Source organism: Bradyrhizobium sp. BRP22, from assembly GCF_020194175.1.
Taxonomy (GTDB): Bacteria; Pseudomonadota; Alphaproteobacteria; order Rhizobiales; family Xanthobacteraceae; genus Bradyrhizobium.
Map to the genome: position 1 here is coordinate 1 of NZ_JADYVX010000058.1, position 24,896 is coordinate 24,896.

Consider the following 24,896-nt stretch of genomic DNA (forward strand, 5'->3'; position numbering starts at 1 on the left):
GCAGCGGCCTGCGACCATCGCGCGAAGGTGATCTAAATCAAAGCCAAAGCGAATTAGCGGCGCTATGTTGCTGGCGTGCCGAGTGGCCTTCCGGCTCCTGCGGCTACGAGGTCCGGCCTCCCAGGCAGCCCAGGCGGACAGAAACTGCCGGCTTGCTTTGCGTGCTCTTCTGACGTGCGACCTCTTTGCTGATCGACTTCATTCGCTCGTCCCGGTCGGCCGAGAGGGAGCACCGCCCCGGCGCGGAGTGCAGATGGCCGCGCCGGGGCACCTTACCTGGACTCACGCACTGAGCAGAATATGACACGAAACAATTCAGCCTTACCGCGCCAAAGCCGAGGATTGGCCGTGCGCAGGCGGAGCGAGCGAACCGTCCGCTCGACAAAGAGTCGTGGCAGCGCCTCGCTGATGAATGGCAAAAGCTCGCCGAACACGCCGAGAACCCGAAAATCAATAGCTCTTCGGCCGATGCCCCACTTGGAAACTTGCTTAGGAATCCTGCGCAGGTTGATCGCTAAAGGCGATCTGAACTGCATTCCGTTGGCTGAAAGGGCCATTAACGAATACTGGGATGCCGCCCTGCCGAGAGCCCGCAAGAGCGGCCTTCGGCTTGTTCAGCAAGACGTGCTGGCCCGGGCCAATGCCGTGGTCGGGGATCGCCGCTCCTTCGCCCAGATTGTGAACGCGTACATCGAAACAAAGCTGAAGAGAAGGCCGCCTTGGTTGGGCTCATCGAAACGGGCGGTTGACCGAGGGGGCTGGCGACCGGCCGGCCCGCCGCCGGCGGCCATGATGCAGGAAGAAATGCGGGGCATCTGGCGGGAGACTATGGGTGCTGACATGCGCGCTCAGCGGCGCTGGCCGCCCAGAGGGGGCTATCCAGGCGGGGCGCAATAGCCGCAAGCTCGGGTGAGAGGCGGCTCGCTGGTTAGGTGCTCACGCTCTCGGGAGGTGTTCTCGGCGACGGTAGGCTGAACGGAAGCGCTGTGTTGGCGACGGTTTCGAGCGCTGACAGTTCTTCCGACAGCCGTTGCTCGACATATTGTCGCTCCAGCTCCGCCAGTTTGGTTTAAGCAATTGGCGATAGCGGTGAATGTTGTTGCGATGCGTGCGCATGCGAGCAAGGGACTCATCGATCATCGTCGTTCACCCAGCGTTTGCTACGTCAATCCCTTGGTTGAGGGAAGGCCCTGTTCGCGAAAATAGGTGCGAGGGCGCGCGCGTCAAGTAGCAGTGCTGGTGAGCGTCGCAAGCGCCGCTAACCAAACCTGGCGCATTGCCTGGCAGGGCCGCCCTGTAATTGCCAGACTTGAGCAACCAAGAAGCGCGAGGTCACCTAGGGCGGCAGGATCATGGGCGCCGACATACGCGCTCAGGCGGCCAATGGGGTTAATTGCGCGTTCCAGCCGATCGTGATCACCCATTCAGAGCATCGTGATCACCGTTTCCATCCGGGTACGCATCCGACGGGGCCGACGGGGGCGTCTTGCGTGACGGATGGTAATTCGCGAAGCGTGTGACCTTAAGTCTAGGGTCCGGGCCGCACCCGAACACGATCGCCAGCGCTGATCGGACGGTCGCTGGGGACCGTCTTAGATGACTTTACGTAATTCCATCCCGCTGGCGCCCTCAGATAGACAAGAAGAAACACTGCCAAGCTGCCTCCCGCCTTTGCGTGGCTTGGAACCTCTAACTCAAGGGATCCCGGTATTGCTGAGCGATCGCAGCGGCTCCCAGCGAAAGCAGCGTTCTTAAACGAAGAATTGTAGGGGTGACGGTTGTAGGTGCTTTTGTGAAACCGTTAGCGCGAGGACAGCCCCCGTCACCCCAAAGCCGATTAGTAAGGTAATCCACGATGATAGGAACATTGGGTGATCGCAGACTTAGCTGGCACTCTTTAGTACGCCGCAAAATTCCAAAAAGGTTGGTCAGGGTTGCCGCACGTAATTGTCAACCGGTAATTGTTTGAGGATGAACGCTTAGTACCTGAAAAATCAATCAACTCTGGCCCTTGTGGCTCCGAATCGCTGAGAAGCTGCCGGCCAGCGCTCGCGAGCCTTTTGCGACACTAAGACTGGCTAGCGAGGCAAATTATCGCGTCTGGTTTTCAAGGTCGCATAGGGACAGGATACCTACAGAAGTCGGACATTGCTCAGTCTCGCGCTCCGCCATCAATTCGGTGGCAGCGGTGCCGGTTGCGGCACGGAGCGGGTAGCAGGGCTCGCCTTTAGCAAATGCCGATCGTACCGCCGCCCCCCTTCAGCATCCGAAATCCTCAGGTCCTGGGAGCGAGGAGGAGTACATGTCCGACCTTGTTCTTTCCCAGAATGCGCTAACAGTTTGCTGAAAAACCCCTCGCGGTAGCGGGAATTTGCTGATTCAATTTTCAATTACGAATCAGAGGATCTTCGCATGCGCGGCGCATTTGTAGATCAGGGGCGGTTGTTTTCGTACATCTCGCCCGAAGCGCGGGTGCCGTCGAACCATCCGCTGAGGAAGATTCGGGCGCTGGTGCGTGATGTGCTGAGCGAGTTGAACCGGAGCTTTGGGAAGCTCTATTCGAGCGAAGGACGCCCCTCGATCCCGCCGGAACAATTGCTGAGCGCGTTGCTGCTGCAGGTGTTCTACGGCATTCGGTCGGAACGACAGCTGATGGAACAATTAGACTACAATCTGTTGTACCGCTGGTTCGTGGGATTGTCGCCGGACGATCCGGTCTGGGATCCGACCAGCTTCACAAAGAACCGTGAGCGGCTGCAGAGCGGCGACGTGTTTGCGAAGTTCATGACCAAGCTTTTGAACCATCCTCAGGTCAAGCAAAGGCCTATGACACGGCCGATCATGTGGCCAATCTTCGCGCCCTCAACGTCACCCCGCACGTGACGCAAAACAACGCCATCACCAAAACCGGCAAGCGCCGCCGAGGCGCCATCGACGAACGGACCACGCGCCACCACACGGTTATGGCATGTCGCAATCGCGCCGGGCGATGATCGAATGCATCTTCGGCTGGGGCAAGCAGCACGGGACGATGCGCAAAACCAAACATCGCGGCCTCTGGCGCGTTGCCGCCGACTTCACCCTCAACCTGATCGCCTACAATCTGATACGCATCCCCAAACTGGTCATGGCAAAGAAAAGCCGCTGCGCAGACTACCGCCAGAGCCGCACAGCATCGAACACATCACCTGAAACCCCGACCCAAAGACACCGCGATGCGGCAATTTCTGGGTTTTCAGCAGACTGCTAAAACTGATGAGGCTTTGCGATAAGGCTATGGGAGCCTCGACGATCTTCTGTTAGGCACCGCACTTAAGGACTCGGCATGTCCGGCGCTCTGCATGACGGAAGGACACCGCAACCTTGGAGCCGGATCAGGACCAGGGGTTTTGCAAGGCCTGCGGCGGCAACACCGTCGACTCAGTGCTCGTGCTCGCCGGCTTCTCGTCCTCCGTCTGGTCGACGATCAACGGCGCATCACATTCAAGCAGGAGGAGCAGGAGCACGGCCGTCGCTTTCTGGCCGGTCTGAGAGCCGATCAAACTCATCACGCCACTCGGGAGCTGGCGTCGGCCTGCGTCCATGGTGCTCCTCCTTATTTGTTCACGGCATAGAGACAAAATCTAAGGCTCGGCGGCACTTACTAGTTTTGACCGATCACAAGAACCGCCGCCGTGTAGCGTGATTGATGCCAGGAAAGACGGACGATCCCCACTTGATTTCTTTGACTAACGCGTCATGCGCAATCCTCATCCATCGACAAACAATTCTTGCGGCAGCTCGATCTTATCAGATGAGGTGCGAACCTCGTCGGCGAACAAAATTGATGGACCACGAGAAGAAATTGGGCCGTGGAGTTTTGGATCTGACTTTTGGATAATAACGGCGAGAACCGGCGTCACGGCGGAGCGCCTACGCGGCAAACACACGATTGCGACCTTCAAATTTTGCGCGATAGAGCCGCTGATCCGCGACGTTCAGGAATCCGTCAAGTGTGTCTCCATCGCGCCCGAACTCCGACACCCCAACACTGATGGTGACGCCGACCGGCGGTTCGGCTCCGACGTCGAATGCGGTGCCTTCGATGGTCGATCGAAGGCGCTCGGCTACCGCGCAAGCCGTGTCGAGCGTCGCCCCCGGCAGCAACACCATGAATTCTTCACCGCCCACGCGCGCGACAGAGTCGTAAGGGCGGATCGCCTCCAGACACTTTCGCACGAATACGCGGAGGACCTCATCGCCGACACTGTGACCACGTGAGTCATTGATAGCCTTGAAATGGTCGAGGTCAAGCGACAGCAGAGACAATGGAGCACCGCTTCGTTTAGCCCGCGCGATCTCGGCGCCGATATGCTCGATGAAATGGCGCCGATTTCCGGCGCCGGTCAGCGGGTCGGTGGCGGCAAGGCGTTCCAACCTTTCGTTGCTCCGCTGCACTTGCTGTAGCGCCCTTTGAGTGTCGGCCATCGACTCGGCCAGGCGGGCCATCATTTCTTCCTGGCTATAGATGGTCGAGAACGATTGCGTCGTTCGGAAAGCCTGGACAACGCCATAGCTGAGCAGGAGGAACCCGCCAGCAAAGATCGCGTGGGCGAGCCACCACATATGATTCCACGGCGCCGCCACAATGAATGCGAGCGACGATAGCGCAAACCACGCGACCGAAATCCCGAAAATAAGCATGAGCGGCGAGTGAATCCGTCGCATGAGCATGACCGCGACGTTCAGCGCGCTGAACACCAGTGCGCCGCCCTCCATCGATAAGCGCACCGCCGGGTGTGCCGCATAGGGGGAGTAGGCGATCAAGGCGACGGCGATGTCCATCGTCAAGAACAGGCCAATCCACATCAGCCATGCGCCCGCATCCGCTCGCTTCTCGACCTCATCTGACGGTTGGCTGTAGCTGAGCAGCCCAACAAAGAGCAGAATCGACATCGCGAGACGCGACGCCGGTCCATAGAGCAGAAACAGCCAAATATTGTAGTGTGCCATCCGGGTGAGGGCACCGTGCGGCGAATAGATCAGCACGAAGCCGAGAAAACCTAGCGTCAACCAACGCAATAGAGGTTCGCCTGAAGACCGGTAGCAACGCCACGTCACATAGGTGACGAATAGCCCTTCGAGGATGGCGACGGCAATCGCGAATTCGTGGAACAGGTGATTTTCGAATTTTAGCGTGGGATCCTGCTGAAAGTACAGGTAGGCGATGAACTGGGCGGGCGCCAGGGCGAAGGCGATAAGGAGAAGGCTCACATACGCGTGTGTGACCAGCCGGAACGCGCGCGGCTCGTGTACCGCAAGATGGGTGCTCATATGTATCTAACCTCTCCCAAGCTGATACCTGCGGTGGTTTCATGAACTCTCGGTGCCTCGCCGGTCGCGAGAGCGACTTTAAACCGGAACGGTCTTCGGCAGTCGCACAGCCAGTCGACAAGGACTTTATGGCACCACCGTAACACGCGACGTTCTTCAATTCTAGAACATGCAACCTGTCCGGGACGCTCAGCAACTGTCGCCGGGGGCTCGGCCTCGTGGTTGGTGCATACCGATGGAGGCGTGAGATCATGTCCACCCTGCCGATCGCCATCGCGGCTAGAAGCCGTTTAGCACAGCTGTGATGCTCTGCCATCCGTTCGCTCTTGCCACGCGCGCGCCAGAGCCCGCAAGGTTTTGAAACTGCATCTTGAGGGCGTTAATCGTGGCTTCGTCCGCGTTACAACGTGCACACTGGCAGGGTCGATCCAAATGACTTTTGCCCGGGACTATCGCGATCCGGCGGTGCGTTTACCGTCGCGGCTTGCGAAGCGTTACTCGAGTTCCGACGATCGGAGCACAAGATCTGGTAGTTGACATTTGTGCTACCTGTAAGAACCTCGCTGGAACAACCGGAGTCAGCAAAGGTTCGACTGTGATGACGTTGTCAACTCCACGATCGCGCGGATTGTACGCCGGTTGGTTCGGTTGCCGTAGTTCTGCCACAAGGGATTTCATTGCTCTCTTTGGGGGCGTCGTTCTCGCTTCGATCTTGGCGTATGTTTATGAGCTTGGCCCTCGTTTGTTCCAGCTGGGACGGGGCTATGCGGATTCGACACTCGACGACACCGTACTCATCGCGTTCTTCCTGAGCGTTGCGCTGACAATCTTTAGTGTTCGCCGCTATCGAGATATCGCCTGCGAAATCAAAGCACAAACCATCGCAGAAGCAGAAGCGCGCGATCTGGCACGACACGATCCATTGACCGGCCTTCCCAACCGTCGCCTGTTTGATGAAAAACTCGATGCGTGCCTTGTCCTGGCCAGCGACACGCACCAGCTGGCCGTTCTGATGCTTGGCGTTGACGGCTTCAAGAAGATCAAGGACACGCATGGCCACACAGCGGTGGACAAGGCACTATGCGAATTTGCGAACAGGGTCGCCGACATCTTGCGCAAGGATGGCGTCCTGGCGAGGCTTGGAAGCGACGAATTCGGGATTATCCTGCCAAACATTAGTTCCCCCGACGATCCCACCAATCTGGCGCGCCGTATTGTGGCGTCCGCCGCCGACACTTTCGCGATCGAGACGGCGGCTGCCGAGCTTGGTGTTCGAATTGGCATCGCCATCGCTCCCATTGACGGCGTCAATCTCCATGAATTGGTCAGGCGCGCAGAACGTGCACTTTATCGCGCGCAACGCGATGGCAAGTCGTGTGTTCGGTTTTTCGAACCAGAGATCGACATTCATGTCGAGCGGCGCATCCAGCTCGAGCGAGAGCTTCGCAGCGCCATCACGGCCGATATTATCGAGCCGCACTACCAGCCGTTGGTTTCGCTCAAAGGTAATTGCATTATCGGGTTCGAGGCCCTGGCGCGTTGGGAAAACAGGACTTTGGGGCATATCCCGCCCGACGTGTTTATTCCGATTGCAGAAGAAACGGGCCTTATCAACGCACTTGGCGATCAGCTGTTTCGCCGCGCCTGCTTCCATGCCAATGCGTGGCCGGAGACGTTTACGCTTGCCTTCAATATTTCTCCCGTTCAATTGCGGGATCCCGCGCTCGGGCAGCGCATTCTATCGATCCTTGGGCAAGCCGGGCTCAGTCCGCGCCGCCTGGAGATCGAAATTACCGAGAGCGCGTTCGTAGAAAAGACCGGGGTTGCGAAGAGCGTGGTTGATGAACTCCGTCAAGCTGGGGTCCGCATCGCGCTCGATGATTTCGGAACAGGCTATGCTACGCTTAGCCAGTTGCTTTCGTTTCGCCTTGACAAGATCAAGATAGATCGCAGCTTCGTGTCGCGTCTCGGCGACAGTACTGACAGCCGAGTGATCGTTCGTGCCATCCTTGGCCTTGCAAACGGATTTGGCTTGACGACCACGGCCGAGGGCGTCGAAGACGCGGGCCAGCTGGCCTATCTGGTGGCCAATGGTTGCACCGAAGGACAAGGCTACCTGTTCAGTGGTGCGGTCCCGGCCGCCGGTATCCCCGCGCTGCTTAATCGTGAATTCGGTAGCGCGGCGGTTGCTGAAGATGGACAAGAAGGCCTGCATGCGGAAGTCGATGCGCTCGATTCTCCGGGGAGCTTCTGTCACAATACGCCGTCTATAACAGCTCCTCGAGCATGAGCCGGAAAAGTGGATATCGGTTTCTCCGAAAGGTGATGCTCAACAAGACGATAGAGCAGGATGACGATTCGAAGATAAGGCATTACGCTCCAAAGACACCTCAAGCGTGCCCGAATCTGCCTGGCGTCGAAAGTTCACCAATACACCGGGTCTCGACGGAATGGACAAGCGACGACTTGCTGCTTTTCTGGAGCAACAATTGGATCGGCTACGCGGGGCGCCTGTTGCCGGTCCAGCGAATGACGTCGAGTCAACCGCCTTGATTGCTAGCGACAGTTCGTGGATCGAGCATCCGACGGTTGTCAAAGCTAGCCCGAGCCTCACTGGGGCGCCCAGCGCTGGAACATTACCTGCACTGTCCGATTTCTGACATGCTGTCCGTCTTGGTACGCTCGCTTGAGGAAATTGCCTTTACTGATCAAGCTCTCGCAGTTGGCACGAGGCTTGAAAAGGAGGTCTCATCCGCCGCAGCTGCTTGCGAAGATGTTCTTGCTTTCGCTACGGCCTTTTTGCGCAATGAAACGAGCTACCAGATGTGGTCGTTCTCAATACAACATAACAAAAACTGCCCTCAATGTAGTTCTGCGTTGGTCCACCTCGAGTGGCATGAACGCAGGGAGAAGCGGGAAGTCCAGGATCTTTGGCGCTGCTGGAACTGCGGAAAGGAGTTTGTAACAGTAGCCACTTCTGATGAGGCGGATCCTCCTGCCGCTGAGATCACGAAGCTATTCTTTACAAGCCTGTTAGTCTGATCAATAGGACCCGAACAGCTAAGAGCGGCACCGGGCGTAGCAACCAAGGGCGGAGGGTCGAGCTTACGCTGCTCCATGTTGAGTGTTTGTCTCGCGTGGAAAGTTCCGCTGGGCAGCATTATCCTCCCATCATCAATGCAGTTGGAAGTTGCCTATGAGGCTCGTACGTGTAGTCGTCGGTCTGACCCTGTTGGCCGCGGGACTATACGTAGTTATCGGCGAGCACTTCGCTGGAACATCAGGGGATGCTACACTCAATGCTCGACTCTACATCGTTCGCGCGCCGATCGAAGGAAACGTAACGCTTGCCGTAAAGACAATCGGCGCGCGTGTTAGTCCCGGCGAGCTCATAGCTGAAATCAATGACCAGCGGTTCGATACGGCTAGACTCCTTGAGCTTGATCGCGATCGCGAAAACCAGCAAATCGAGCTCAAGCGCATCGCTGGCCAGCGGGAGGCCTTCTCCGCGTCCAAGTCCCGGTTTGATGCTCAGTCAACTGATTACCAGCGTGGCAGAGTTCGGCAGATCGAGGCCCGGATTGCTGAAACGAAGGCTACTCAAGACGCTGCGGCCGCACGCCTCCGTCAAGCGGACGCAGAGTTCAAGCGCGCGAACGAACTAAGCACGCGTGGTGTCCAGACCGCGGCGAATCTGGATCGCGCTCGCGCAACTTACGACGTCGCGCAGCAAGAACTGGAGAGTGCGCAGCAGCGAGTGAATTACCTAGAGACGGAACTCGCTTCGGCCCGTGACGGCGTCTTCATCGGGGAGTCTTACAATGATGCTCCCTTCTCGACCCAACGTACGCGTGAACTTGAGCAACGACTGGCCGAGCTGAATGTCGACAAGGAGCAGGTGACCGCGCGCATGGTCCAGCTCAACCGGCAAATCGATGCCGAGCGTCTTCGTGTCAATAGTTTGACCTTCGCGACTCTCAAAGCCGGCATCGTTGGCCTCGTCTGGGACATACTGGTAGAAGATGGCCAATACGCGCGCCGCGGCCAGGATCTCCTCAAGATCGTCGACTGCAATACGCTGATCGTCACCGCGGGCGTCGCCGAATCGCTTTATGATAGTGTTTCCGTGGGCGCGGCGGTCCAGTTTCGGTTGTTCGGGGATGATCGGATTTTCAATGGAACCATAACCCGCCTTGGCGGATCTGGTGCGACCTCGCTCTACGCCAATCTTGCTGTGGGTCCAAGCGCGCAACATCTCCAGCGCTTTGATGTCACCGTGACCGTTCCAGACCTCGCAGGAGAGCCAGATCTTGGCTGCGCGATCGGGCGTACTGGACGCGTTATTTTCACGGGCGGTCCCATCGCAACCTTCCGTCGATTTCTTACGCGGTACGGCCTCTGATGCTGCTGCTGTCCCCACTCCTTGCTGCCTTCGCAGGCACCGCTTTGATCATCGGGCTCCGCCTTACTGTCCTTCCATTGCTCAATTCGACGAAATGGTATTGGCGCGCTCTTCTCCTGGGGACGGCTGGCATCCTTTCTTGGCGCTACGTGGCTTGGCGGTTCGCCGAAACGCTGGCGCCGCTCGACTGGACTGCGGACGCACTGTTCGGTTGGGCATTCGCCTTGCTCGAAGCTCTAACCGTGCTGTCATCGTCGATCGCATTTTTCATACTTTCGCAGGTGAAGGAGCGGACGACCGAAGCGGACAGTTACTCCGAATGGTGGCTGCCTGGAGACCCTCCGCGCGTTGATGTTTTTATCACGACTTACAACGAGCCGTCGGAAGTACTGGAGCGTACAATCGTTGGTGCGACGGCAATACGGTATCCACGACTTCGCGTTTTTATGCTCGACGACGGCGGCAGGGATTGGGTACGGCAACTTTGCGAGTTGCACCAAATCGGATACTTCGCACGTTCGGATAAGACGCACGCCAAGGCGGGGAACATCAACCATGCACTTCGAGAGCGCGCCCGAAATCTAGATCCTCCGGCCTTTGTCGCCGTACTTGATGCTGATTTCGTCGCTCATGTGGACTTCATCGAGCGCGCGTTGGCATTGTTTCACGATTCGATCGTAGCGCTTGTGCAAACCCCGCAGCACTTCTTCAATCCGGATCCCATCCAACACAACCTGGGAATAACTACCGCATATCCGGATGAGCAACGTCATTTCTTTGACAATGTGGAGCCGGCGCGGGACGCTTGGGGCATTGCCATCTGCTGCGGCACCTCATCCGTAATGCGGGTCCATGCGATCGAACGGATTGGTGGGATTCCGACGCAAAGCGTAACCGAGGACTTCCTGCTTACTCTCAAGCTCGCCGAAAACGGTTGGCAAACCGTCTATCTTAACGAACCGCTGACCGAAGGCTTGGCCCCCGAAGGATTGAAGGAATATATCGTCCAGCGTGGCCGATGGTGTCTTGGCCTGATGCAGATTGTCCGCAGCTCATACAATCCATTCGGCTTGCACGGCCTTGGCCTGATGCATCGAATCGGCATCATCGATTCACTGCTCTATTGGCTCGGTACCTTTCCGTTCCGGCTTGCCAGCCTGATTTGCCCACTGTTGTACTGGTGGTGTGGCATTACAATCGTGAACGCATCGCTGGTCGACATTATCAAATTCTTTGTACCCTATTATTTGATGGTTCTGGTGACCTTGAACTGGCTTTCTAAAGGATTATTCGTCCCGCTTCTCAATGATACCGCTCAGCTGATCGCGGCCTGGCCGATCAGCCGGGCCGCTGCTCTGGGGCTGCTGACCGGCGGATCGCATAACTTCTCCGTAACGGCCAAGGGCGGAAACCGTACCAAAGTTGTTGTTCAATGGGCGTTGATGCGACCATTCCTAATTCTGCTCGGATTGACGATCGGCGGCCTGATCGTGCCGCTGAACTCCGATTTCGTCTTCAATACGTCGGCGACAGCCGGGGACGGCACGGCTATTGTGATGTTCTGGACAGTTTACAACATCCTCGTATTGCTGGTGGCTGTCGCGGTTTGCATCGAACGACCGCGGTATGATCGGCCTCAGCGCCAAATCCCTGAACCCATCACGTTTGTGGTCCAAGGTGAGAAGCACCGCGGGTGGCTTCTCAATCTGAGTCCAGGGGGCGCGCGAATCAGCGGTCCATCGGGACTTTCCGCAGGAGCAGCAGGGAAGCTCAGCCTTCCCGGGATTGGCGAGGTCGACGCGCATATTGCTGCGACGACGCGTGATGGCTATCGACTTAGGTTCTCTCCAACTGCCGAGCAGAGGGCTGAAATTATCAAGAAGCTTCACACCGATCCTGCCGCCCCGGGGGCTGATCGGGGGAACATCTTGCAAATGATCCGTGAGTTAGCGCGAGATCTAACGAGTTGAGGAGCGCGAGATGCCAAAAAGAATGAGCCTACTCTCCTTGGTGTTCTTTGGAGGCGCCTTGCTCATGTTGGTCCCTGCACTGGTGACCGCGACGATCTACACGGCCTTGCTACAGCAACGGGGAGAGCAACTGCAAGTCGAAGCGCTAAGGGCTCGCGGCGAATTAAGCTCCGCGCTGTTGGCGCGCCGACTCTATGGGGTTTGGATGGATGTGGCTCGTTCCGCCGAGCTAATCGACCCAACAGATCTGACGAATGCGCGAGAACACATAAACTTCTTGAGTCGTCTTGATCGGCGCTACACTTGGCTGGGCGTGGCGGAGCTCGAAGGGATGGTTCTCGTGGCCAAAGACGGTATGCTTGAGGGAGTAAGCGTTGCACAGCGACCTTGGTTCAGGCGCGGCCTTGTCTCGCCGACGGCTATCGATGTGCACGCCGCTCAACTCCTCGCTAGCCAGTTGCCCGCATCTCGCACGCCCTATCGCTTTATCGATCTGGCTGCCCCATTGCGTCATGCCGGTTCTGTTGCCGGGGTAATCGGCGCTCACCTTGATTGGAAATGGGTAGCAGAAGGCATGGACTCGTTGCAGGCTCCCGGCATTGACGTGCTGCTGCTTTCGGGTGATCGAACGGTCCTTTTTGGTCCGCCGGATCTCATCAACAAGCCGCTCAACATTGGCTCCGCGCTTGCGGCTAATCGCGTTACCACCGCGTATCTGGCCGAACGTTGGCCTGACGGCAGGGACTACTTCACGGTGATAGTTCCAACAGTCGGTTTCGCGGACCTTCCAAGCTTCGGCTGGTCTCTTCTGGTTCGGCAGAGTGCTGACGCTGCGATGGCGTCCACCCGTAATTTGATCCGGTCATTCTGGACTAGTTTCGGTGCTTGCGCCATTGCGGCACTAGCACTGCTCTTATGCGCGGCGCAGTGGCTGAGGACGCCGTTGCGCCGGCTCTCGGATACAGCGGAGGCCCTCGTGCGTGATCCGTCCGCGCGCCCGCCGTACCCGGAAACACGCTTCGATGAAGCGGCGCGGCTCAGTGATGCCCTGGCTCGAATCCAGGCGAAGCTGATGGTGAACTCTGGGTTGTAATTGGTATGCCAAGGACCGAATGGACGACTAGCTGAACGACTGTCGGAACCATTTTCACGTCGGACTTTAGCGCACTGGGCGTCGACTTGCGTAGAAGTGTTCTGTCCTGTTCGCCATCAGCGGGCCGGCTCGACCGGCAAGCCGACTATCAATGTCGAGACGCGTGCGGTCAACACGGCGAGGTACTGTCCAGAATCTTTCGCACTTTTGATCAGGCGACGGCTCCGGTTTCAGACAGTTGTGGCTGATAGAGCGGTCGCATGTTCATGTCGCATTTGGTCGACCACGCCGTCCGGCAAGGTGCCGCAGCCGGGCCGCCGCCAAGTTGAGACAGGATTGACTGTCGGGGAAGGCGCCGACGACACGGGTTCGTCGCCGGATCTCCTTCATGATGCGCTCGAGCGGTGGTGTGCGTTAGTCGATTGTGAAACGGTTCAATGTGTTCAGCACTGACGACCTGACTTATACCTCCAAGACGTCCGAGGGCGGAGGAGCATAGAACTCTTTCTCGGTCCCTTTCGAAGTTACGACGCTGGTCTTTCTCGGCTGCGTTATGCCGACGCCGTTCTCGTTCCTTTATCGTCTACGAACCGCGTACCTTCGCTTCCGCGCGCATGGCAATTCTCGTTGATCACCAGCCTATAACGAGGATCCTATCTTAGCTGGCGCCGTTCCACCAGAATTCGCAACGACCGCTCCACCTCTCGACCAACTATCTTACATTCTCTCGCCACAGCGTCTGCCAAGCGGAGAAAATCCATCGGGCCGTTTGCCCGGATTAGTTCAAATGCCCTTGACTCTGATGACGCAGATATTGAGCTGGCAAGAGGTAGCTTGTTGTGTGGAAGTTGCCCCACACCCGATGTTGCGCGCACCAAGATGGTTGCCCCCGCAGGGCTTCCTCTCTAAGCCGCGCGCCGAAGGGCAGCGACCTGTACTGCATGCGGCAGGGCCTTTGCCGTGGTTCGCCATATCCTCCTGGCGCCCAGCTGCCCATGACACATAGAGCGAGAGCGTACTTCGTAAGAGCGATCGCCACCCCTGTCTTTCACCAGATGATCAAGAAGCCTGATTTCGGGATCTGTCTGCGCCGTTTGCGGTGGGGCATTCGGCGAGGAATGATTGAGCATCGTCATCCAGAAGACGCGCCAACTCACAATGCGGAAAACCGCGATCAGATTAACCAGACGCTCAGCGATTCGCAATTCGACTCCTCCATCTTGCAGCTCGATTTGAGGATCTTATGGAAGACTTCGATCTTCCACCTCAACGCGTACCATTCGAGCTTCTCGATGGCGTCCTTGCGCGATTTGGCCGGGAGATGGAGGAGCTTCCACTCGATCTTCTTTCGTCGCTTCGGCCCTCGTCCAGGGGCAGCGAGGAGGTCAGTCGATCGCCGTAAATTCTCCAGCCAGCGGATACTCTCCTTCTGCTCGATCGGGCCCCGTGTCGGATTGATCTTTCGCTTCAGCGCCGTCGTTCGTCCAGAACTTGATTGCCCCCAGTCCGAACGGAAGCCCTCGGTCGTCACGGCGAGGCTCGAATGCATCAGGATGCCGCACTGTGTGCGCCCTGCCGTCTTACCCGTAAAGCCAATCAGATCCGGCTTATCGCGCTTGAAGCTGAATTCCGTCGTGTCATGGAGGACAGGATCGGTCCCTCCATCCCTGTTGCCCTCTACCGGAGATACAGCACGAGCTCCTCGCTAGGCGCGGCGCGAATCCCACCAGGTTCGAAATACCTGGCGATACTGTTCGGTTACAGCCCGACCGCTATCCACGATCCCGGCTTGCTGTACGTGCCGAAGTTCCTGCTCATAACCGAGCTCTATCAAAAGCTCGGCGCCGACTGCGTCCGTTATTGCTTGCATCTCTTGGATGCTCAGTTCGGTTTGCCAAGTATGGACTGAGCGGTCATCGACTGCCGTTCTCTCTAGGATTTTTCGATCCCCGAAGCGACTGGAGCGAAGATATTCCGGCTGCTGCATCGTCGCCGATGCAATGCAGGTTGGATCGTAGCCGAGGCCAGCGCTCACGCGCCGGATTTCCTTGTCGGGGCGCGCCACCAAATGTTCGTACCGCACCACCTGCGTCTGCCGCCGACCGCGGTGCGCGGCGAGCGTAGGCAGGCCCAGAACGAGATCGGCGAGAGAAGACGCGATGTCGGGAGGCAGCCTGAGCACGAGATCGTAGAGAGAAGATAAGCTGGCGGGCGGCCAGGTTTCTGGCACGAGCGGGATGCCCCATGTCGATTTCAGTGAAGCGGCAACAGCGTAGGGATTACGTAGTAGAAGGATGTGTGGCGCTTCTGGATAAAGAGAATCCAAAAAATCGAGCACCATCCAATAACGCGGCGTCTTATCTATGAAGGTACGCTTGCCCGCTGCTGCCAAATATTGGCCGTAAACCGCATCGGCAAAAGCGCGACTGACGATAGTACGATCTATTCGGCCCAAAAACTCGGAGGTGGCGTCCTGAATCAGTGATGCCCCGGCTGGGTGACGGTGATCCACCCTGCCAAATGCCTCAAGTGCCAGCATTAACCAGGGCTCAGGCGGCGCTACAATATCTAGGTGCTGGCGGAGCAAATGCGACAGCAGGGTCGTTCCCGACCGGGGAAGGCCGAGGAGAAAGCAGACCGCAGGCAAATCATTGGCAGCTCGGCTCATGATTCCACCCCCTTATGCTTGGACAAAGCGAGCGGCCGCCCGAGCCTCCCTTTGTCCGGTTGAAAGAAATAACGGCAGCCGTGCTGTCCCACATGTGACCGCGTGCGCAGCATCGTCATATGAGCAGGAGATCGATAACTGCACCGTGCATTGCGCGGTCCTTTTAACAGGGGATTAGGTTAAAATCGAAGGTTCGGCGTCACCATGGCCTCGTTGCACGCGCTCAATCCGCAGCGGCAAGCAGGCTATAGGCGTTCCGTGACCCGACGTTGGGAGGCGGTGAGACCGGAGCGATCATCATCAATACCGGGCGAACTCCTCGGCCCGAATATCCTCACGCCTGACGCCGGAGCCCTTGAGCATGGCAGCCATCGCAGCGACCATCGCCGGAGGACCGGCGAGGTAAAAGACCGAGCCGGCAAGGCCCCCGATATGCCGCTCAATCATCTCGCGCGTTATGGGGCCGCGTTCGCCTTGCCAGTCCCCAGCGTCGGTCATCGTCGCCACCAGCCCGAACCGCGCATTCTCCCGCGCAAGCGCCTGCAGTTCGGACAGGAACGCGGCGTCCTGAACACTTCGGTTGCTGTAGAAGAGGGTGAGATCGCGCCCTTGCCGGCGCCTTGTGTATTCGCGGATCATGCTGCGGAACGGCGTGATGCCGATTCCACCGGCAAGGAGCACGGCGGGACGCGTGGCGTCGTCATGCAGCGTCAGGTCGCCATAGGCCCCTTCGAGTTCGACGATCGATCCATCAGGGAGCTTCGCAAGGGCGCGTTTGAAGGCCGAGCCAGTGAGCCTGATTGCGATCACCAGATCCGGGTCTTCCGGCTCGCTGGCGATGGAGAAGGTCCGCACCCGGCCCTTCGTGTCGCCTTCATTCAACGCGGGGAGTGTCAGGTACGCGGCTTGGCTGGCCTCGAATATGAAGCCGTCGGGCTTTTCCAGGTGGAACGCCACTGTGCCGTGCGCGACGTCATCCTTCGCCAAAAGGCGGGTCGCGCGGCGGGTGACGCCCGGCTTGAGGAAGCTTCCACGCCTCCACCGCGTCAGCGCCATCCCGTCCCGCATCTGAAAGCCGAGCAGTGCGAGATTGGTCGCCCCGGCGGCCAGCTCGAGCGCCTGCACGATATCGAAGGTCGTGTCGAACTCTCCGGCGCGCGCCTTGGATGCGAGGAACAGCGCCGCCGGGATAAGGATCAGAATGCCGTTCGCCGCGATCAACGGCATACGCCTCAGCTTTTTGCCGACGAGGCCCTCGCGCTGGCCCTTCGACCAGACGAAGCCGGAGCCGCCGGTCGCAGCAAGCGCCGGGATCAGGGCGAGGAAACCCCAGGGTATAGCGGTCTTGACCGCAACGACGGCAGCTTCGGAGCCGGAAACTTCGGAACCCGCAGTGCTCACCCAGGAGGTCGCGATGGTGAGCAGGGCGATCGCGCCCGCGACGGGATGAACGATCTTGAGCATCGCTGTGTCCCTTAACGGCTGACCGCATATACCCCGAGCGCCGAGGCGACCAAGGCAAGCATGATGCGAAGGTTGTGAATGATCAGCCGGGTGTCGAGCTTGCTCGAAACCTGATCGACGGGAACGGCTTTCGCGGCGAACGCAGCGTTGCTCGGCACGTAGTAGACGATCGTGATAGCTAGAACAGCGACGATGCAGGCGGCAGCGCCCAGCCAGATGACGCGATTTGTGCTGTCGCTCCAGTCGAACCAGAGCATGCCTGCCAGTCCAACCAGAGTCGGCAGGACGGCAAATGGGATCGCCCTCATGACGAGATGATTATTCTGGGCGAACCACTCGAGAAAGTCGGCGGGCGGGAGGCTTTTCCAGTATCCGACCAAGATGATGCCGATGGCGAGCATGACGCCTGCAAACATCGCCGAACCGGTGATGGCCAGAACCTTGAACAGCAGCGGCATGCTCTTCTCCTGGGTTTCGAATGCTGTTCTCGGGATCAGGCCGTGCAGATGCCGGCAACCCCGACCTTCTGAAACAGATGCGGGCTGGCGACGGAGGACGACGGATAGGCGGACAACTTCGCGACGAACTCAGGACGGGTGAAGGCGGCGCGAAACGTCTCCGTGGATTTCCAAACCGCATAGTTCAGGTAGGTCGGGCTATCGCCGATCGCGCGATGGAGCTGGGTGGAGATGAAGCCCGGCTGAGCCTTCATGAATTTCGCATCGTCCGACCAGGCGTCGAGAAAGCCCTGCTCATCGGCAGCATCGATCGCGAAGAGATTGATCAGCACGACCGGCGACGCAGCGACGCCGAGTTGGCGCTGGATGGGAAACTTCTCGTCCATGGGCTTGAACAGGGACATGGTAGCGTCCTTCCAGTTTGGTCCTATGATGTCGATTTGTAGCGAGGGACACATAGCTAGTTGACATCATCATGTCAAGATGTGTAAGGTGACAAATGAACCTGACGACCAGAAATGCAGCAGGCGACGCCTTGACCGATCTGATCCTCACCATGTTCAGGGCGAACAACCTGACCGTAACCTGGGGGGACAGGCTCGTTGCCCCATTCGGCCTGACTAGCGCGCGGTGGCAGGTTCTTGGTGCGATCGTATTCGCGGAGCGCCCTCAGCCGGTGGCGTGGATTGCTCGGGATCTCGGGGCGAACCGGCAGAACGTGCAGCGCATCGTCAATGATTTGCACCAGGAAGGGATCGTGGTGTTCGAGCCCAACCCTCATCATCGCCGGGCGCATCTCGTCGTGCTGACTGAACAAGGTCGTCGGGCCTACGACGCCGCGGTCAACACATACAATCCGAGGGCCGATGCATTGGCAGAGGGCCTCTCTGTCGAAGAGATCAAGACAGCGCAGCGCGTGCTCGCGACGTTGCGAGAAAGACTCGAGGGAGAGCTCGATGCTGAAAAGCAGCTCTGACCGCTACGGCGCTGTTCCAGTCACGATCCACTGGCTAACCGCCATCCTCATCCTTCTCGCGCTGGGTTCGGGATTTCAGGCAGACAACGCTCTCGACGCCCATACCAAAACGATCTGCCTTCGCGTGCATGTGCCGACGGCAATATTCCTCTTGTTGCTGACTGCGTTCCGCATTGTCTGGTGGTGGTTTGTCGACAGTAAACCCGAGCCGAGGCAGGATACATCCCTCTGGCAACAGCGGCTGGCGCGCGGTGTACACCTAGCCTTCTATGTCGTCATCCTCGGCATGATCGTCAGCGGTGTCGGCATGATCGTTTTAAGCGGTGCGGGACCGGCAATCTTCGGCGAGCCAGCCGCCGCCCTGCCGAATTTCGACCAATATCCGCCGCGCGTCCCGCATGGGCTCGGAGCGAACCTTATGGTCGCTCTGCTGCTCGCTCATGTCGGCGCGGCGCTCTACCACCACTTCATTCGCCGCGATGGGCTGCTTTGGCGCATGTGGTACCGAGCCTGAGCAACAGAGAACTGCAGAGTCTACCCGAAACAAGGACAGCCATGACCAGCAATAATTCTCGTAAGATTTTCGTCACCGGTGCTTCTGGGCAGTTGGGAAGGCTTGTCGTTGAGGCGCTGCTGGTCCGGGTGCCCACCGAGACCATCATTGCTGGCGTTCGATCGCCTGACAGCGTTGTGGCGCAGGATTTCCGCAGGCGCGGCATTGAGGTTCGCAAAGCGGACTATACCGAGCCAGAAACTTTGCTCGCGGCATTTTGAAGGGGGCGATCGTCTCTTGCTCATTTCATCACACGATGGCGGGCAAAGGGTCCAGGAACATCGCAATGTCATCAATGCCGCCGAGCAAGCCGGTGTCAGCATGATCGCTTATACCAGTCTGCTGAGAGCCGACACCTCGCTACTGCCTATAGCAAAAGATCATCGGGAGACCGAAGCGGCGTTGGAGGCGTCGTCACTACCCTTCGGTCTGCTTCGCAACAACTGGTACACAGAGAATTATGCCGCCTCGATCGGTCCAGCGCTCGAGCATGGCGCTTTGCTCGGCAGTGCGGGACGACAGCTACAGCCTTGCGGAATTCGCCGAAGCGATCGCCAGTGAGAGTGGCCGTAAGGTCGTCTATCAGGATCTCCCCGAAAGCGCCTATAAGGCGATACTTTTGAAGGCTGGAATGTCCGAGGAGTTGGCCGATCTCCTGTCCAGCTCCGACGCGGCAGCCGCGCAAGGCGCCATGGATGATGTGGGTCGCCAGCTGAGCAACCTTATCGGGCGACCCACAACGCCGTATCGTGCTGTTATCGCGAAGGCACTTGCATCACTGTCAGTATAGCGAACGTCGGAGGCTGCAAGGTTCGAACAGTTTCATGGGGCCCGTTCGATGGTGCCTCCCGATTGTTGACTGAGGGCAGGTCTTCGGAAATCTCCTGCCGCAGCTTCGGCCCCTTGGCGAGTCTGCGTCCGAGTGCCGCGAGGGGGCAAGCAGCAGCCGCCATGCGCGTGCCTGCCGCCCAGACACGTGGTCAGCATCGACGGCAAGGCGCTGCGCGGAGCCTATCTTGGCGCCGGCCAGCGTCGCCGCCAAGGCGATGACGAGGATGTCCACCAGACTGTGTTGGGCGTTGCTGGCACGCGGATCCTCGAGCGGTCGAAACATGCGCCTGAGATTGCGCACCTTGGTCTCCTTCGGGAATCGGAAAACACCCGAAGAATCCAATTCGCACCGCTATGCAATACCCCTCTAAGGCCATATGCGATTCCCCTAGAATGGACGCGGGGTCTTCTGATCCGCCGCAATATCGCCGACGGCAGCGTGGCCTTTTTCTCCACATGGTGCGCCAAGGGCACGTCCATGCAGAAGCTGGTATCGGTGGAAGGCCATCGTTGGGCGGTCGAGGACAGTTTCGAAACCGCTAAGAACGAGCTCGGCCTTGATCACACGAAACCCGCTCCTGGTATGGCTGGCATCACCATGTCTCACTCGTCATGCTGGTCTTCGCCATGATGGCCGTCATCCGTCATCAGGCCAACGCCGTTGCTCAAAAAAACGCGACCGCGGCCTCGACCGAAGCATCGTTCTTGATCCGCTGGTCGATCCAGGAAATCCGCCGCATCGCCATCAAGCTTGCCCAGCGGCGCTTCTCGCACGCCCACGTCCTAGCATGGTCGTCCTGGCGCAGGGCTCATCAGGCCAACGCGCGCAAAGCCCATCTCAAGACAAAAATGCAACTGTAATGCTAAGACAATGGCTAAGCCGCGAGCGTGTCTGGCTCGCCGACCGGGATTCAAACCGGGGATGTTTGCATGAAGGAAAAGCCCGCCGGAGAAACCGACGGGCTCTACGCGAGGGGCGCGGCTGGGGGGCCTAGCCCGCCCCGGCCTCCCTCTCTTCGAGGCGTTGTAGAGCCCACTGGTATTCAAATTCGCACCACGCAAGCTCGAATGGTTCAATCAGCGCCTCTAGCCACGCCTCGGCTAAGACCGCCATTCCGACGAAAAACAGAATCCGCGACCTCCTGATTAGCTATCAGCGGCCGACCCCGGCGATGACGAATGAGATGTCGCTACAGCCAGCCGCATACGCAGCTAAGACGATCGCGATCAGCAGCTCAATTGAACGTTGGTAAACGTTGGGCAGCTCAAGGGGGGCACGGAATGATACCAAGGTTTATGGCGCTCCCTTTAAAAACGATCCCTTCCGCACAGAACCTCATTTGGAGCATGGAATGGAAGACAAAAAGCACCTCTTTCGTCGATCGGGGCTGGCCGCCTCTTCGTCCGGACGTAAGCGGCAAAGACACGCTCACCGAGGTGTGGATTCCTTGTATATGCCATATGCATCACCGTACCGCCGTGGGTGATGCGAAGCTATTGAACTATTACGCTCACCTTGACTTGCTTTCAATTACATAGGGTAATCGCGGGGTTGGGAACGCCGGCGCGGTTGTGATGCGTTGGATTAAGGTAGTTGCTCCCCGACTGGATGAAGTACGGGCTCTCGACTCGACGCCGGGCCCAGCATCAAACGGGAGACAACCATGAAGCAGTTTATCGGTCTCCACGTGTCCCGGATCACCTTTCCGGTCTCGTCCACAATTCAGCGAAACATCGAGGCCGAGCTAGATCATGACTTTTTCTCCTAGATGGAATGGTCTTCCATGATCGTCCAAAGGTGCCCCGCGGGGTACTGTCTAGAATCTGTCGCACTTTTGATCAGGCGACGGCTCCGGTTTCAGGCAGTTGTGGCTGATAGAGCCGTCGCAAGTCCGTCCAAGATTTCACGAACGTCTCCTGTGGTCACGGCTCCGCGCCTGGCCATCGCTCCAGTCGGCGCGCAACATGTGCACATGCACAAATCTCCTAACAATGGTAGAGTCGAGATGCCAGCCGGCGATGATAATTCGCCGACGCCGTATGGTTCTTTGAAAATTCCCGACTGTTTCAGAGCCGATGCTGAGCTATTGACCGCCGCTGAAGTGGCCGAACTACTGAGAATTTCCGCTTCTAGCGTGCGACGCCTGCAACAGCGGCGACGCATTGCCTTCCTCAAAGTGGGCGGCAGCATTCGTTTCACCAAGCACGACGTCATCTCGTATTTGGCGAGGCAGCGGACCGAAACAATCGATAAACAACGGATATGACAGTACGAATGATAAAAAATTCGTGGTGGGCCGATTTCACGGTCAACTCCACACGATATAGAAAACGTAGTCCTGAGAACACAAAGGCCGGAGCGCAGGCGACGAAGCGACCTTGCGACAAAAGCTAGCACGTGGCGATTCGATAGATATTGGAGCGCTACGGTCGAAGGACCTGACCTTTGCCGAGTTCGCGGTGAAATGGTTTGAGGACTATGTAAGGCCGAACAACAAATATTCTGAGCAACTGTCCAAGAAGTACATTCTGTCTTCATCTCTGCTCCCATTCTTTGGTCGCAAGCCGGTGGGACAAATTAAAGGATATGACGTCGAGCGCTATAAAGCTCAGCAGGTCCAGCAAGGGTACACAAACAAGACGATCACGAATCGCCTGACGGTGCTCAACAAGTGCTTGCTCACCGCATACGAGTGGCTAGAGCTTGAGGACGCGCCACCGAAGATCAAATGGCCCAAAAGGGCGTTGCCCGAAATTGATTATCTTTCGCCCGAAGAGTGTGAGTTGCTCCTTTCCGAGGCGAATGGCCTAGTGCGCGAGCTGGTTCTGACGGCGCTGCGGAGAGGTATGCGGCAAGGAGAGCTCAGGGGCCTTCAGTGGTCATCTCTCGATTGGCTTACGCGCACGGTTGCGGTGAGACTGACCTGCCACTGCATTTTCATCCAGCGGCAGTTAGAGCCTCGGGGTTTTGTACGCCAAGTGGCACGGTTGTAGCAACGGACGATCGGCGGAGCTGGTCGGGGTTGCGCAGCCGATCGTCCGTTGCGGTGAGGTGGGCGGCGTAGGCCGCGGGGGTCAGGTATTTCAGCGACGAGTGGGGACGCTGGAGATTGTCGTCGGCGACCCAATTGGCGATCTTGGCGCGGGCGTCATCGAGATCGAAGAACAGAGTCTCGTTGAGCAGCTCATCGCGCATCCGGCCGTTGAAACTCTCGATGAAGCCGTTCTGCATCGGCTTTCCCGGTGCGATGAAGTGCCAATCGATGTCTGCGTCCTTGCACTAAGCCAGCACGGCGTTGCAGGTGAACTCGGTGCCATGGTCGGACACGATCATTCCTGGCTTGCGGCGTCGCTCGACGATCGCCGTGAGTTCGCGGGCGACGCGCCGCCCCGAGATCGAGGTCTCCGGAATGGCGCCCAGGCATTCCTTGGTGACGTCGTCGACGATGTTGAGAATGCGGAAGCGTCGGCCATTGGCGAACTGGTCATGGACGAAGTCCAGCGACCAGCGGGCATTGGGCCTCGCCTCGACCAGGATCGGAGCCCGGGTTCCCACGGCCTTGCGGCGAGCCCGCCGCTTGCGGACGGTGAGCTCTTCCTCGCGATAAAGCCGGTAGATCCGGTTGATCCCCGATGGCTCGCCCTCCCGCCGCAGCAGGACGAACAGGCGGCGATAGCCGAGACGCCGCCGCTCGTTGGCGAGATCGCGCAATCAGCCACGCAGAACTGCGTCCGGCGGGCGGCTGGAGCGATAGCGGATCATCTTCCGGTCCGCACCCACGATCGAGCAGGCCCGCCGCTCCGACAGGCTCATGACGGCCTGCAGATGCGCGACCGCAGCGCGCTTGGCGGCGGGCCCTACCATTTTTTTGAAAGCAGCTCGCGAAGCGCGGCCGCATCGAGCATCTGCTCGGCCAGAAGCTTCTTCAGCTTCGCGTTCTCCTCTTCCAAGGCCCTCAACCGCTTCGCCTCGGAAACCTCCATGCCGCCGAATTTGCCCTTCCAGTTGTAGATCGTCGCTTCGGAAACACCGTGCTTGCGAGCCAGGTCGGCTGTCTTCGCCCCAGCCTCATGCTCCTTCAATACCGCGATAATCTGCTCGTCCGTGAACCTTGCTCGCTTCATCTGTCCGTCCTTGTTCGGGCCGGACTCTAACTCCTTCTGGAGGAAATACGCAGTGGCAGGTCAGACCGTGCCGCCATCATGCTGGCGATGATCACGACCTGTCGCCTCAACGACGTCGATCCCAAATTCAAATGCCGTCGTTTCGCTGACGTGGAGCCGCGCAGTTGTGACATCAAAGAAGCTGATGCGTCGGAGATCCGGGTGCTCGGTCCCGATACCGAATACGAGGGGATCGTGGCCGTACCATGTAGCTCTGCGTGGAAGCTCGCCGCCGGATCGGCGCTCCTACCGTCCCACGTTCACGGTCGAACTGGCGCTATCGAAGGCAACCGTGACAGAGTCGTAGCTGGCGCACGCCAACATGGCGATTGAGCAATTATTGGTTCGGAATTGGAGGCCCGCGCATGGTTTGGAGCAAATAGTCGGCCGGCGCAAACCGAACGTCTCAATGCGACCTTAAGATAAGACGGACGGGTATCGATAGCCGATATCTAAAAAAAAGCATTAGCCCCGAAGGTGAATTTGTGGGGTCCGGCGAACACGAACGGTAAACCGTGGGCGAGCGACGCGTCTTTGCCAAAGGTAGCCCGCTCGGGGATATGCCAGCATCGCGGCGGAGCGCGAATTGATTCAGCTTGAGATCGACGGGTACCGGCGCACATTTACAAAGAAGAGCGCCCGTTTGTACAGCCGTCGCGCTGCCCAGTGGGGCTTAATCTTTCCGTCGGTTCTTTCATCAACTGCTCAATTGATCGCGCTCCGATTGAATGCTATTGTGGGACAATTCTAGGGAGCATGGTGGATGACATCGTTTGTCCGGGTGCAAGCTATTGCGACATACTACCCAAGAACATCGGTTTGAAGTCGTCGTGACCTGTCCCCAAAAACCCCGACGGCCGCGCTCACTCGGCGAAAGAGGCCCATCGGAGGCCAAGTTCCGCGGGGCCGGCTTCCGGACCGCTGGCTGGCGGGCCAGAGCCGCCACGGACAGATTTTTGTCGGTGGAGTAGCGCCATGACCCCGCAAGCTAAACTGTGTGTCGT

19 protein-coding genes and 5 pseudogenes are annotated in these 24,896 nt (G+C 58.4%); 13 read left to right on the top strand and 11 right to left on the bottom strand.

Annotated elements, in window-relative coordinates; genetic code table 11:
• Positions 1–272 precede the first annotated feature (272 nt).
• The gene (locus I6F35_RS37570) at positions 273–557 is read right to left on the bottom strand and encodes a hypothetical protein (RefSeq protein WP_225122670.1); all 285 of its coding nucleotides are present in this window, start codon (positions 555–557) and stop codon (positions 273–275) included.
• A 1,855-nt stretch (positions 558–2,412) separates the two neighbouring features.
• On the opposite strand from I6F35_RS37570, the gene I6F35_RS37575 reads away from it, so the two are divergent.
• Both I6F35_RS37575 and I6F35_RS37580 read left to right on the top strand, forming a co-directional pair.
• Positions 2,413–2,883, top strand: a complete 471-nt coding sequence (locus I6F35_RS37575; RefSeq protein ID WP_225122671.1) for a transposase — start codon at positions 2,413–2,415, stop codon at positions 2,881–2,883.
• Between the two features lie 58 nt (positions 2,884–2,941).
• Positions 2,942–3,250 (top strand): annotated as a pseudogene (locus I6F35_RS37580) (transposase); the annotation flags it as partial.
• A 124-nt stretch (positions 3,251–3,374) separates the two neighbouring features.
• Here I6F35_RS37580 and I6F35_RS37585 read toward each other — a convergent pair.
• The 3 genes from I6F35_RS37585 to I6F35_RS40360 form a co-directional block, all read right to left on the bottom strand.
• Positions 3,375–3,584 carry a hypothetical protein gene (locus tag I6F35_RS37585; protein ID WP_225122672.1) on the bottom strand — a complete coding sequence of 70 codons (210 nt, stop codon included), beginning with the start codon at positions 3,582–3,584 and terminating at the stop codon, positions 3,375–3,377.
• A gap of 165 nt (positions 3,585–3,749) precedes the next feature.
• The gene (locus I6F35_RS37590; RefSeq protein ID WP_225122673.1) at positions 3,750–3,902 is read right to left on the bottom strand and encodes a hypothetical protein; all 153 of its coding nucleotides are present in this window, start codon (positions 3,900–3,902) and stop codon (positions 3,750–3,752) included.
• A 10-nt stretch (positions 3,903–3,912) separates the two neighbouring features.
• Positions 3,913–5,313 carry a GGDEF domain-containing protein gene (locus I6F35_RS40360; RefSeq protein WP_275945536.1) on the bottom strand — a complete coding sequence of 467 codons (1,401 nt, stop codon included), beginning with the start codon at positions 5,311–5,313 and terminating at the stop codon, positions 3,913–3,915.
• A 628-nt stretch (positions 5,314–5,941) separates the two neighbouring features.
• Between I6F35_RS40360 and I6F35_RS37600 the strand changes: the two genes are divergently transcribed.
• The 4 genes from I6F35_RS37600 (at position 5,942) to I6F35_RS37615 (ending at position 12,778) form a co-directional block, all read left to right on the top strand.
• Entirely contained in the window at positions 5,942–7,603 is a 1,662-nt protein-coding gene (locus I6F35_RS37600) for an EAL domain-containing protein (RefSeq protein ID WP_225122674.1), read from the top strand.
• 906 nt (positions 7,604–8,509) lie between these two features.
• Positions 8,510–9,715 (top strand): HlyD family efflux transporter periplasmic adaptor subunit, encoded by a 1,206-nt coding sequence (locus tag I6F35_RS37605; protein WP_225122675.1) that lies wholly within the window; start codon positions 8,510–8,512, stop codon positions 9,713–9,715.
• Positions 9,715–11,685 (top strand): glycosyltransferase, encoded by a 1,971-nt coding sequence (locus I6F35_RS37610; protein WP_225122676.1) that lies wholly within the window; start codon positions 9,715–9,717, stop codon positions 11,683–11,685. The genes I6F35_RS37605 and I6F35_RS37610 overlap by 1 nt, the downstream gene beginning before the upstream one ends.
• Positions 11,686–11,695: 10 nt before the next feature.
• Complete coding sequence (locus I6F35_RS37615; RefSeq protein WP_225122677.1) at positions 11,696–12,778, top strand: cache domain-containing protein; 1,083 nt, start codon at positions 11,696–11,698, stop codon at positions 12,776–12,778.
• A 264-nt stretch (positions 12,779–13,042) separates the two neighbouring features.
• On the opposite strand, the pseudogene I6F35_RS37620 reads toward I6F35_RS37615, so the two are convergent.
• From I6F35_RS37620 to I6F35_RS37650, 6 genes and pseudogenes are all read right to left on the bottom strand, one after another.
• A pseudogene (locus I6F35_RS37620) lies at positions 13,043–13,180 on the bottom strand (transposase); the annotation flags it as partial.
• A 772-nt stretch (positions 13,181–13,952) separates the two neighbouring features.
• Complete coding sequence (locus I6F35_RS37625) at positions 13,953–14,327, bottom strand: hypothetical protein (protein ID WP_225122678.1); 375 nt, start codon at positions 14,325–14,327, stop codon at positions 13,953–13,955.
• A gap of 156 nt (positions 14,328–14,483) precedes the next feature.
• Positions 14,484–15,446: a sulfotransferase gene (locus I6F35_RS37630; RefSeq protein WP_275945537.1), complete on the bottom strand. Its 963-nt coding sequence runs from the start codon at positions 15,444–15,446 to the stop codon at positions 14,484–14,486.
• A gap of 300 nt (positions 15,447–15,746) precedes the next feature.
• Entirely contained in the window at positions 15,747–16,910 is a 1,164-nt protein-coding gene (locus tag I6F35_RS40685) for an FAD-dependent oxidoreductase (protein WP_346283240.1), read from the bottom strand.
• An 11-nt stretch (positions 16,911–16,921) separates the two neighbouring features.
• Positions 16,922–17,368, bottom strand: coding sequence for a DUF1772 domain-containing protein (locus I6F35_RS37645; protein WP_225122679.1), 447 nt, complete (start codon positions 17,366–17,368; stop codon positions 16,922–16,924).
• Between the two features lie 35 nt (positions 17,369–17,403).
• Positions 17,404–17,772 (bottom strand): antibiotic biosynthesis monooxygenase family protein, encoded by a 369-nt coding sequence (locus I6F35_RS37650; protein WP_225122680.1) that lies wholly within the window; start codon positions 17,770–17,772, stop codon positions 17,404–17,406.
• A gap of 95 nt (positions 17,773–17,867) precedes the next feature.
• Between I6F35_RS37650 and I6F35_RS37655 the strand changes: the two genes are divergently transcribed.
• The 7 genes and pseudogenes from I6F35_RS37655 to I6F35_RS37685 all read left to right on the top strand — a co-directional run bounded on the left by I6F35_RS37655 (position 17,868) and on the right by I6F35_RS37685 (position 22,722).
• The gene (locus tag I6F35_RS37655) at positions 17,868–18,344 is read left to right on the top strand and encodes a MarR family winged helix-turn-helix transcriptional regulator (RefSeq protein WP_225122681.1); all 477 of its coding nucleotides are present in this window, start codon (positions 17,868–17,870) and stop codon (positions 18,342–18,344) included.
• Positions 18,325–18,858: a cytochrome b/b6 domain-containing protein gene (locus I6F35_RS37660; RefSeq protein WP_225122682.1), complete on the top strand. Its 534-nt coding sequence runs from the start codon at positions 18,325–18,327 to the stop codon at positions 18,856–18,858. The genes I6F35_RS37655 and I6F35_RS37660 overlap by 20 nt, the downstream gene beginning before the upstream one ends.
• Before the next feature lie 41 nt (positions 18,859–18,899).
• Positions 18,900–19,687 (top strand): annotated as a pseudogene (locus I6F35_RS37665) (NAD(P)H-binding protein).
• Between the two features lie 435 nt (positions 19,688–20,122).
• A pseudogene (locus tag I6F35_RS37670) lies at positions 20,123–20,437 on the top strand (IS701 family transposase); the annotation flags it as partial.
• Positions 20,434–20,589, top strand: coding sequence for a hypothetical protein (locus tag I6F35_RS37675; RefSeq protein WP_225122683.1), 156 nt, complete (start codon positions 20,434–20,436; stop codon positions 20,587–20,589). The pseudogene I6F35_RS37670 and the gene I6F35_RS37675, both read left to right, overlap by 4 nt.
• A gap of 1,145 nt (positions 20,590–21,734) precedes the next feature.
• Positions 21,735–21,995: a helix-turn-helix domain-containing protein gene (locus I6F35_RS37680; RefSeq protein WP_225122684.1), complete on the top strand. Its 261-nt coding sequence runs from the start codon at positions 21,735–21,737 to the stop codon at positions 21,993–21,995.
• A gap of 112 nt (positions 21,996–22,107) precedes the next feature.
• Positions 22,108–22,722 (top strand): site-specific integrase, encoded by a 615-nt coding sequence (locus tag I6F35_RS37685; protein WP_225122685.1) that lies wholly within the window; start codon positions 22,108–22,110, stop codon positions 22,720–22,722.
• On the opposite strand, the pseudogene I6F35_RS37690 reads toward I6F35_RS37685, so the two are convergent.
• Positions 22,667–23,853, bottom strand: a pseudogene (locus tag I6F35_RS37690) (IS3 family transposase). The gene I6F35_RS37685 and the pseudogene I6F35_RS37690 sit on opposite strands and share 56 nt — an antisense overlap.
• Positions 23,854–24,896: the final 1,043 nt, after the last annotated feature.

What these genes read in the sequence shown, in the direction of transcription:
- I6F35_RS37570 (WP_225122670.1), bottom strand. Translation starts at nt 557, where the DNA reads ATGGCCCTTTCAGCCAACGGAATGCAGTTCAGATCGCCTTTAGCGATC.
- I6F35_RS37575 (WP_225122671.1), top strand. Translation starts at nt 2,413, where the DNA reads ATGCGCGGCGCATTTGTAGATCAGGGGCGGTTGTTTTCGTACATCTCG.
- I6F35_RS37585 (WP_225122672.1), bottom strand. Translation starts at nt 3,584, where the DNA reads ATGGACGCAGGCCGACGCCAGCTCCCGAGTGGCGTGATGAGTTTGATC.
- I6F35_RS40360 (WP_275945536.1), bottom strand. Translation starts at nt 5,313, where the DNA reads ATGAGCACCCATCTTGCGGTACACGAGCCGCGCGCGTTCCGGCTGGTC.
- I6F35_RS37605 (WP_225122675.1), top strand. Translation starts at nt 8,510, where the DNA reads ATGAGGCTCGTACGTGTAGTCGTCGGTCTGACCCTGTTGGCCGCGGGA.
- I6F35_RS37610 (WP_225122676.1), top strand. Translation starts at nt 9,715, where the DNA reads ATGCTGCTGCTGTCCCCACTCCTTGCTGCCTTCGCAGGCACCGCTTTG.
- I6F35_RS37615 (WP_225122677.1), top strand. Translation starts at nt 11,696, where the DNA reads ATGCCAAAAAGAATGAGCCTACTCTCCTTGGTGTTCTTTGGAGGCGCC.
- I6F35_RS37625 (WP_225122678.1), bottom strand. Translation starts at nt 14,327, where the DNA reads ATGCATTCGAGCCTCGCCGTGACGACCGAGGGCTTCCGTTCGGACTGG.
- I6F35_RS37630 (WP_275945537.1), bottom strand. Translation starts at nt 15,446, where the DNA reads ATGAGCCGAGCTGCCAATGATTTGCCTGCGGTCTGCTTTCTCCTCGGC.
- I6F35_RS40685 (WP_346283240.1), bottom strand. Translation starts at nt 16,910, where the DNA reads ATGCTCAAGATCGTTCATCCCGTCGCGGGCGCGATCGCCCTGCTCACC.
- I6F35_RS37645 (WP_225122679.1), bottom strand. Translation starts at nt 17,368, where the DNA reads ATGCCGCTGCTGTTCAAGGTTCTGGCCATCACCGGTTCGGCGATGTTT.
- I6F35_RS37650 (WP_225122680.1), bottom strand. Translation starts at nt 17,772, where the DNA reads ATGTCCCTGTTCAAGCCCATGGACGAGAAGTTTCCCATCCAGCGCCAA.
- I6F35_RS37655 (WP_225122681.1), top strand. Translation starts at nt 17,868, where the DNA reads ATGAACCTGACGACCAGAAATGCAGCAGGCGACGCCTTGACCGATCTG.
- I6F35_RS37660 (WP_225122682.1), top strand. Translation starts at nt 18,325, where the DNA reads ATGCTGAAAAGCAGCTCTGACCGCTACGGCGCTGTTCCAGTCACGATC.
- I6F35_RS37680 (WP_225122684.1), top strand. Translation starts at nt 21,735, where the DNA reads ATGCCAGCCGGCGATGATAATTCGCCGACGCCGTATGGTTCTTTGAAA.